This window comes from Micromonospora orduensis, assembly GCF_006228125.1.
GTDB classification, from domain to species: Bacteria; Actinomycetota; Actinomycetes; order Mycobacteriales; family Micromonosporaceae; genus Micromonospora; species Micromonospora orduensis.
Window position 1 is genome coordinate 1 of sequence record NZ_VDFY01000110.1, and the last position, 7,922, is coordinate 7,922.

Here is a 7,922-nt window from a genome sequence, read left to right on the forward strand (position 1 = left end):
AGATGGGTATAAGAGACAGGACCACGCCTCCGCCCACCACGCCTCCGCCGGGGCCGGGTGGATGCTCGGCGTCGGTGTCGCTGAACTCGTGGACCGGTGGGTTCGTGGCCACCGTGCGGGTGACCGCCGGCTCGTCTGGAACGAACGGCTGGACCGTCAGCATGACCCTGCCGGGCGGCGCGAGTGTCACCAACACCTGGAGCGCGTCGGCAAGTGGCTCCACCGGCACCGTGCGGTTCACCAACGTGGACTACAACGGGCGGCTCGGCGCGGGTCAGGGCACCGAGTTCGGCTTCCAGGGCAACGGCAGCGGGACCGGCATGACCCCCACCTGCACCGCCAGCTGATCACGGCGTCGGTGCGGAGGACCGTCACCGGTCCTCCGCACCGGCCCGGCTCATCGACTCTCGGCCGACAGGTCCACGGCCGTGGCGCCGACGACGACCCGGTGGCCGTCGTCCTGCACGTACCCGACCACAGTGGTCCGCTGTGGATCCATGTCCGCGGCGCCCGCACCTCCACCCGAGCCTGCCCGCCGTCCAGGGCCACCGACGCGAAGGCGCGGACCACGTTGTCCTGCCGCAGGGTCCGCCCGGCGTTCTCTCCCCGGATGACCTCGCTGCTCAGGCCGCGCTCCACGACCGCCACGTTCACCACCGCGTGCTGCGGCGGCCGCTCGGCCCCCACGTCCAGCACCACCCGACGTTCGCCGTCGAACTCCCGCACCGACAGGGCCACGGGTGTGGCGGGCGTCGCCGCCAGGGCGGACGCGATCGCGTCCGCCGCCCGCCGCCGGTCCGACCCGACGAACTCGTCGGTCCCGTTGACGATCATCTGCGGGGTGTACAGGCGGCCCGAGCCGAAGGCGCGGGCATACGACTCCTGTCGCGCCGTGTAGGCCGCGTCCGCGAACGGGTCCGGCCAGCCCAGGTCGTCCCAGTAGTCGACGTGGAAACCGAGGGCGAAGACGGGCCGCCCTCGCGTCCGGGCGTCGTCGTCGATCTCGGTCAGCAGTTCCTCCGCCGGAGGGCAGCTCGAACACTCCTGGGAGGTGAACATCTCCACGACGGCGAAGCCGCCGTCCGTCGTCAGGTCCGTCATGGCGCGTCTCCTCCCGGCGGTCCTTCGGCGGCACTGCGATTCCCGTTACGGTCGCGAGAATGCCTGCGCACGCTGTGATTGGATGATCCGGTGCAGTTCACCGTGACAGACGCGCCGGCGCGGGAACGCTTCGAGGCGCGCGACGAGGCGGGCGCCCTCGCCGGCATCGTGACCTACCAGTTGACCGGCGGCATCATCGCCTACACCCACACCGAGGTCGACCCCGCGTTCGAGGGCAGGGGCGTCGGCTCGACCCTCGCCCGCGCGGTGATGGACGACGCGCGGGCCCGGGGCCGGACGGTCGTGCCCATCTGCCCGTTCCTCGCCGAGTGGCTGACCAAGCACCCGGAGTACGAGGACATCGTGGCCCGGTCCACGCGGAAGATGAAATAGGGGTACGTGTGACCACGACAACGTCCACCTTCCGTACCCTGCACCACGGTCGCGCCACCGGCGACCCGCTCGTCCTGCCGGGGCCGTGGGACGCGGCCAGCGCCCGAGTCTTCGCCGACGCCGGCTTCCCCGCGCTCGCCACGCCGAGCGCGGGAATCGCCGCCTCCCTCGGTTACGAGGACGGCTCCACGCCGCCGGAGGAGATGTCGCCATGGGAACGATCGGCGACCTCGCGGCGGCGCTGCGCGCCTGAACCGCGCCCCCGCTCGGCGACGCCGGGCCGCAGGGGGCGCCGCCCTCAGGCGTCGACGCGGGCGGCGAGGGCGTCCACCAGGCGGCGGGTGGAGCCGGCCAGGTTCCACCTGCCGGCCAGGTCCAGTAGCCGGTCCGGGTCGGCGGGCGCGGTCGGCAGCACGGTGGGCAGCTCCGGCAGTGGCACGTCCAGGGCTACCCGGACCACCGTCGGCGCCACAGCCAGGTAGTCGCGGGCGGCGACCAGCTTGCCGCGCAGGCCCGGCGCGAAGGACGAGTCGGAGTCGTCCAGCGCGGCCAGGATGCCGGCGATGCTGCCGTACCGTTCGATGAGCCGCGCGGCGGTCTTCTCACCGACGCCCGCCACCCCGGGCAGGCCGTCGCTGGGGTCGCCGCGCAGGGCGGCGAAGTCGGCGTACCGGTCGGCCGGCACGCCGTAGCGCGACCGCACGGCGGCGTCGTCGCAGTCGTCGAGCTTGGCCACGCCGCGCCCGACGTAGAGCAGCCGGACCTCCCGGGCGTCGTCGATGAGCTGGAACAGGTCCCGGTCGCCGGAGACCACCTCGACCGGGCCGGGCTGGGTCACCGACAGCGTGCCGAGCACGTCGTCGGCCTCGTAGCCGGTCGCGCCGACGGACGTGATGCCGACGGCCTCCAGCACCTCCAGGATCATCGGCACCTGCGGGGAGAGCGTGTCCGGTACGACTTCGCCACCCTGCGGCGCCACCCGGTGCGCCTTGTACGACGGCAGCAGGTCGACCCGCCACGCCGGACGCCAGTCGTAGTCGAGGGCGCAGACCATCCGGTCGGCGCCCCGCCCGCGAATCAGGGTGGCGAGCATGTCGAGGAAGCCGCGTACCGCGTTGACGGGGGTGCCGTCCTCGGCGCGGGCGACGGACTCCGGAATGCCGAAGTACGCCCGGAAGTAGAGGCTGGGTGCGTCGATCAGCAGGATCGGGGATCGGTGTGCCACGTCGAACAGCCTGGCACAGCCCTCCGACGATCAGGGGTACGCCCGGCCGCCGACGGGTCAGCGCCGGTAGACGGTCTCCCGGCGGGCCAGGTGCTGCACGACGTAGCTCGCCACCAGCAGCAGGATCGCGACCAGCACCTCGACCCAGGCCGCGACCCCGTCGGCCACGGTGAGGCCGATGATCAGCAGGACCAGGCCGACGAGCGCCAGCACCCCGGCCCACAGCTGCCGGCGGCGGCGTGTCGCCGCCCGGTCCGCCTCGTTGCCTGCCACGTTGTCCTCCCGGTGGGGGAACGCCCGCCCGGGCGACCTCGGAAATCAGGCTATGGCCCCCGATACCCTCCGGACAGGGAAACCGCAGTGCGGGCGCGCCTTCGTTATGCGCAGACTGCCGGGGTGGCGTTCCTTCCCGGCCTGACGCTGGCCCGCCGCTACCACGAAGAGGTGGTCGCGCCAATTCTGCGCAGTCGGTACCCCGAGCTGCGGTACGCGGCCGGGCTGCTCGACGGTGGTTCGGAGCTGCTCGGGCTGGACACCGCGCGGTCCACCGATCACGACTGGGGGCCACGTGTGCAGCTGTTCGTCGGAGTGGCTGACATCGCCGCGATCCCGCATCTTCGTGCCGCCCTGGACGTTGAGCTGCCGACGGAGTTCCTGGGGTGGCCCACCCGTTTCAGTGATGGCGCCGGCCGGCTGGGCATCGCCGACGCGGCAGGTGTCCGGCACGGGATCGCAGTCGACGAACTGGCGGGTTGGTGGCGCGACCGGCTCGGCTTCGACCCGGCGGCCGGGATCGGCACCGCCGACTGGCTCGCCAGCCCGACCCAGCGGCTGGCGGAGGTGACAGGCGGCGCGGTCTTTCACGACGGCCTCGGCGGCGCGCTCACGGCTCGGCGGGCGGCGGTGCGGTGGTATCCGCCGGATGTGTGGCGATACGTGCTCGCCGCGGTGTGGACCCGAATCGCACAGTCGGAGCACCTGCCCGGCCGGTGCGCCGAGGTCGGCGACGAGTTGGGCAGCCGGGTCGTCACCGGCGGCATCGCCCGCGACGTGCTGCGGCTCGGTCTGCTGCTGCGTCGGCGCTGGCCACCGTACGACAAATGGCTTGGCACGGTCTTCGCCGGGCTGCCCGGCGCGGCCCCGGTGGTCGCGGCGCTGGCCGTGGCGATGGGTCCGGGTGCCTGGACGCGACGCCAGTCCGGTCTGGTCGAGGCGCTGGAGACGATGGCCCGCTGGACCGACGAGACCGGCCTGGCGACGCCGGTGCGTGCCCGGGTCGTCCCGTTTCACAGTCGCCCCTTCCTGGTGCTGCACGCGGAGCGGATCGTCGCCGCCCTACGGGCCGCCGTGACCGATCCGGCGCTTCGTGGCCTACCTCCGCTGGGCGCGGTCGATCAGTATGTGAACAGTGTCGACGTCCTCACCGACGCGACCCGGGTCCGCCGGGTGGCCGACGGCCTGTGGCCGGGTGACGAGGTCACCGGCCGCTGGCCGTGACGGTCGGACGTCGCTCCTTCTCCTGGTCGTGGTCGGTGAGGTCGCGCAGGTGCCGGATGGGAGACAGCAGCAGCACCAGCGGCGCGCACACCAGGGTCGCCGCGAAGACGAGCAGGGTGGCGCGGGCGCCGAGCGGGCCGGCCAGGGTGCCGGCGACCAGCCCGCCGACCGGGATCGCGCCCCAGGAGACGAACCGCACGGTCGCCATCACCCGGGACAGCAGGTCGGGTGGGCTGGCGATCTGCCGGTACGTCCGGGTGGTCACGCTCAGCACCACCGTCCCGAGGGAGAAGACGATGCTGCCGGTGGCGAACGCGGCGTACGCCAGCCAGCCCGTGCCCCACGGGATCAGGAACGCCCCGGCGACCGTGGTGAACCCGGCGGCGACAAGCGCGCGGGCGGTGCCGATCCGGTTGGTGATCCGCGTGGTGAGCGCCGCCCCGACCAGCGCCCCGACGCCCTCGACGGCGAGCAGGACGCCGACCAGGCCGGCCGGGGCATGCAGGTCGCGGACCAGGTACAGCGGGTGCAGCGCGAACTGCGCGCCGCAGACGAAGTTCATCGCCGTGGCGGCCCACATGCTCGGACCCATCACCGGGTGGTGGGTGACGTAGCGCCAGCCCTGGCGGATCAGCTCGCCGACCGGCGGCCAGCGGTCCGGCGCCGGGACGCGGCTGGCGGGCAGGGTGCGCAGCAGGGCCGCCGAGACGAGGTAGCTGGCGGAGTCGACGAGCAGGGTGGGCACCGCGCCGAGGGCCTGCACGGCGAGGCCGCCGAGGGACGGCCCGCTGAGCAGGGTGGCGGCGTGGGTGGCGGAGGTGAGGCTGTTGCGGGACTGCAACCGCTCCCGCTCGACGATGCTGGGCAGGAACGTCGCGTTGGCCACGTCGAACAGCACGTTGGCGAAGCTGACGACGAGCGCGGTGACCACCAGGTGGGTCACGGTGAGGTGGCCCCACCACCAGGTGAGCGGGATCGACGCGACGGCGACTGCACGGGCCAGGTCGGCGCCGACCTGCGCGCCGCGCAGCGGCAGGCGTTGCACGATGACGCCGGCGGGCAGGCCGATCACGATCCAGGCGACGTAGCTCGCCGCGGCGATCAGGCCCATCTGGAACGCGGAGGCGTCCAGGACGGTGAGCGCGGTCAGTGGCAGGGCCACGGCGCCGACCGCCGACCCGACCATGCTGGCCGTGCCGGCGGTCCACCATCGCCAGAACACCGCGGCCCGTTCGTCGACGTGCATGTCGCCGGCCCCCGTCCGTCGTGCCGCGGCGTTCCGTCAGATCAGTGCGTTCCAATCTGGAACGGACTATAGTCGGGTCGGACGATCGGAGAAAGCCGGTGCGACGAGAGGATCTCGCCGACGCGGACTGCGGGATCGCGCAGGCGCTCGGCGTACTGGGGGACTGGTGGACGTTCCTCATCGTGCGCGAGGTCGCCGGCGGCACGACCCGCTTCGACGCGCTCCAGCGCGAGCTGGGCGTCAGCCGCCGCGCGCTGACCGAACGCCTCGCCGCCCTGGTCGAGCACGGCGTGCTGCGACGCCGGCCCTACTCCGCGCACCCGCCACGGCACGACTACCTGCTCACCGCGAGGGGCGAGGGGCTGTTGCCGGTGCTTATCGCCCTTCAGGACTGGGGAACGAGGCACCTGATGGGCGACGGAGAACTGACCGCGACCGCCGACACCGACTCGGCCGAGGCGCGCCGTGTGCACGACCTGATCGGCCGGCGGCTACCGGAGGTCGCCCTGCCCGGCCCCGACGGAGAGCCGGTAGCGGTCACCGCACCGGACGCCTGGAGCGTCCTCTACCTCTTTCCCGGGGCGTACGCGCCTGGGGCGGCGCAGAACTACCCGCCCGGTTGGGCGGAGATCCCCGGCGCCCGGGGCTGCACCCTGGAGTCGACCACCTACGCGAGGCGGCACCCGGATTTCCAGGCGGCCGGGGTACGCGTCTACGGCATCAGCACCCAACGAGCGGACCAGCTCGCCGACTTCGCCGCGTACGCCGAGCTGCCGTTCCCGTTGCTGTCCGACCAGGACGGTCGGCTCGCCGCCGGGCTGCTGCTGCCCGTCTTCCGGGCCGGTGGGCAGACCCGGTTCAAGCGGTTGACGCTGTTGGTCGACCCGGCGTCGGTGGTCCGGGCGGTGCAGTTCCCGGTCACCGATCCGGCTGGCTCGGTCGACGAGATGCTCGCCCTGGCCCGCGAGCACGCAGGGATCCCCGGCTGACGCTGGGCGTCGACCGGGGACCGTGCGGGTCGTACCGTCAGGCCGGGAGGGTCCAGCGCTGGTTGGCGCCGGCGAAGCAGTCCCAGATCTGCAGCCGCGTGCCGTCGGCGGAGCTGTTGTCCGTGGCGTCGAGGCACTTGTTCGACTGCGGGTTGCGCAGGGTGCCGTTGGACTGCGCCTGCCACACCTGGGCGCCGCTGCCGTTGCAGTCCCAGAGCTGGACCTTGGCGCCGTTGGCGGTGGAGCCGCTGGCGACGTCCGCGCACTTGCCGAGGGCGCGCAGCGTGCCGTCGCCGGCGACCGTCCAGGTCTGCGCGGTGGTGCCGTTGCAGGTCCAGAGCTGGATGGCGGCGCCGTTGGCGGTGCTGGCCGATGCCACGTCGACGCACTTGCCGCCGATGCCGGTGATCCGGCCGGTACGACCGGTCGGCGGCGGGGTGGTGCCAGCCATGATGGTGTCGTACATGGCGCTGACCAGGGACGTGGAGCCGGTGGTGTCCTGCGACAGCTCCCAGTTCATCACGCCGCCGGCGTTGGCCAGGGCCCACTGCGTCTTGCGCTTGACCGTCGGGATGCCGTTGTAGCACTGCTGCGCGCCGCCGGCGGTGGTGCAGTCCCGGTTGGCGTTGGCGGGGTCCAGCGCGACCAGGGCCGAGTACGTGAAGTAGCCGGGGCGGCTGTAGAACGGGATACCGAGAACGGCCTTGCTGGCCGGCAGGCCCCGGGACTTCCACAGGTTGACGCTGTTGATCGACCAGTCGTAGTTCGAGTGCGGGCTGCCGCCGTCGTACGCCATGATGTTGAGCCAGTCGACCTGGGCGAACACGGCCGTCGGTACGCCGTCGAGGTAGTAGCCCTCGGAGACGACGGCCGCGGTGAGCAGCTTGCCGCGACTGTGCATCGCGCTGCCGAGCTGCGTCATGAGCTGGGTGTAGTTGTTGGCCGAGGCGCCCGGGTCGGGATATTCCCAGTCCATGTCGACGCCGTCGAGGTTGTACTGGTTGACGAAGTTGACCAGGTTGTTGACGAAGGTCGTCCGGCTGCCGGAGTTGGCGGCGAGGGCTTCGAACGCCGAGTCGTTGCCGTCGTTCCAGCCGCCGACGGCGATCGACACCTTGACGTTGTTGGCGTGCGCGAGGGAGACCAGCGAGGAGAGCTTGCTCGGGTTCTCCACCGCGCGCAGGCTGCCGTCGTTGTTGGGCAGCACGAAGGCGTAGTTGATGTGGGTGAGCTTGTTGTACTGGATGCTGTTGACGTTGCCGGCCCACGAGGGCATGTAGCCGACGCTCTTGAAGTTGTTCGGCAGCACCACGGCCTGCGCGGCGGTGGGGGCGAGGGTCAGGGTGGCGCCGGCGGTGTCCAGCGCGAGCAGGCCGGCGGCGAGGGCGCGGCGCAGTGGTAAGGACATCGGGGGCCTTCCCGTGGGCGGGGGGCGACGCCCGCCCACGCAGGTTGTCGCGGGCGGGAGGTG

Annotated in this window: 9 protein-coding genes and 1 pseudogene; 5 read left to right on the forward strand and 5 right to left on the reverse strand. The window is 72.5% G+C overall.

Features of this window, described 5'->3' with window-relative positions; translation table 11 throughout:
• Positions 1 to 347, forward strand: a 347-nt coding sequence (locus tag FHG89_RS07595) for a cellulose binding domain-containing protein (RefSeq protein ID WP_208760890.1), incomplete at its 5' end; no start/stop codon positions are given.
• Here the strand turns inward: FHG89_RS07595 and FHG89_RS07600 are convergent.
• The gene (locus FHG89_RS07600) at positions 238 to 1,101 is read right to left on the reverse strand and encodes a DUF1223 domain-containing protein (protein WP_139583653.1); all 864 of its coding nucleotides are present in this window, start codon (positions 1,099 to 1,101) and stop codon (positions 238 to 240) included. The genes FHG89_RS07595 and FHG89_RS07600 overlap by 110 nt on opposite strands.
• A 90-nt stretch (positions 1,102 to 1,191) precedes the next feature.
• Here FHG89_RS07600 and FHG89_RS07605 point away from each other — a divergent pair, with 90 nt between their 5' ends.
• Both FHG89_RS07605 and FHG89_RS07610 read left to right on the forward strand, forming a co-directional pair.
• Positions 1,192 to 1,494 carry a GNAT family N-acetyltransferase gene (locus FHG89_RS07605; RefSeq protein WP_139583654.1) on the forward strand — a complete coding sequence of 101 codons (303 nt, stop codon included), beginning with the start codon at positions 1,192 to 1,194 and terminating at the stop codon, positions 1,492 to 1,494.
• An 8-nt stretch (positions 1,495 to 1,502) separates the two neighbouring features.
• Positions 1,503 to 1,685: pseudogene (locus FHG89_RS07610) on the forward strand (isocitrate lyase/phosphoenolpyruvate mutase family protein); the annotation flags it as partial.
• 107 nt (positions 1,686 to 1,792) lie between these two features.
• On the opposite strand, the gene FHG89_RS07615 reads toward FHG89_RS07610, so the two are convergent.
• The gene (locus FHG89_RS07615) at positions 1,793 to 2,719 is read right to left on the reverse strand and encodes a 5'-3' exonuclease (protein WP_139583655.1); all 927 of its coding nucleotides are present in this window, start codon (positions 2,717 to 2,719) and stop codon (positions 1,793 to 1,795) included.
• A 57-nt stretch (positions 2,720 to 2,776) separates the two neighbouring features.
• The gene (locus FHG89_RS07620) at positions 2,777 to 2,992 is read right to left on the reverse strand and encodes a hypothetical protein (RefSeq protein ID WP_139583656.1); all 216 of its coding nucleotides are present in this window, start codon (positions 2,990 to 2,992) and stop codon (positions 2,777 to 2,779) included.
• Between the two features lie 123 nt (positions 2,993 to 3,115).
• On the opposite strand from FHG89_RS07620, the gene FHG89_RS07625 reads away from it, so the two are divergent.
• On the forward strand, positions 3,116 to 4,216 hold the full coding sequence (locus FHG89_RS07625) for a DUF4037 domain-containing protein (RefSeq protein WP_139583657.1): 1,101 nt from the start codon (positions 3,116 to 3,118) through the stop codon (positions 4,214 to 4,216).
• Here the strand turns inward: FHG89_RS07625 and FHG89_RS07630 are convergent.
• Positions 4,197 to 5,462 (reverse strand): MFS transporter, encoded by a 1,266-nt coding sequence (locus FHG89_RS07630; RefSeq protein WP_139583658.1) that lies wholly within the window; start codon positions 5,460 to 5,462, stop codon positions 4,197 to 4,199. The genes FHG89_RS07625 and FHG89_RS07630 overlap by 20 nt on opposite strands.
• Positions 5,463 to 5,560: 98 nt before the next feature.
• Here FHG89_RS07630 and FHG89_RS07635 point away from each other — a divergent pair, with 98 nt between their 5' ends.
• Positions 5,561 to 6,451, forward strand: coding sequence for a winged helix-turn-helix transcriptional regulator (locus tag FHG89_RS07635; protein ID WP_139583659.1), 891 nt, complete (start codon positions 5,561 to 5,563; stop codon positions 6,449 to 6,451).
• Positions 6,452 to 6,488: 37 nt separating this feature from the next.
• Here FHG89_RS07635 and FHG89_RS07640 read toward each other — a convergent pair whose 3' ends face one another.
• Positions 6,489 to 7,859, reverse strand: coding sequence for a glycosyl hydrolase family 18 protein (locus tag FHG89_RS07640; RefSeq protein WP_139583660.1), 1,371 nt, complete (start codon positions 7,857 to 7,859; stop codon positions 6,489 to 6,491).
• Between the last annotated feature and the right edge of the window lie 63 nt (positions 7,860 to 7,922).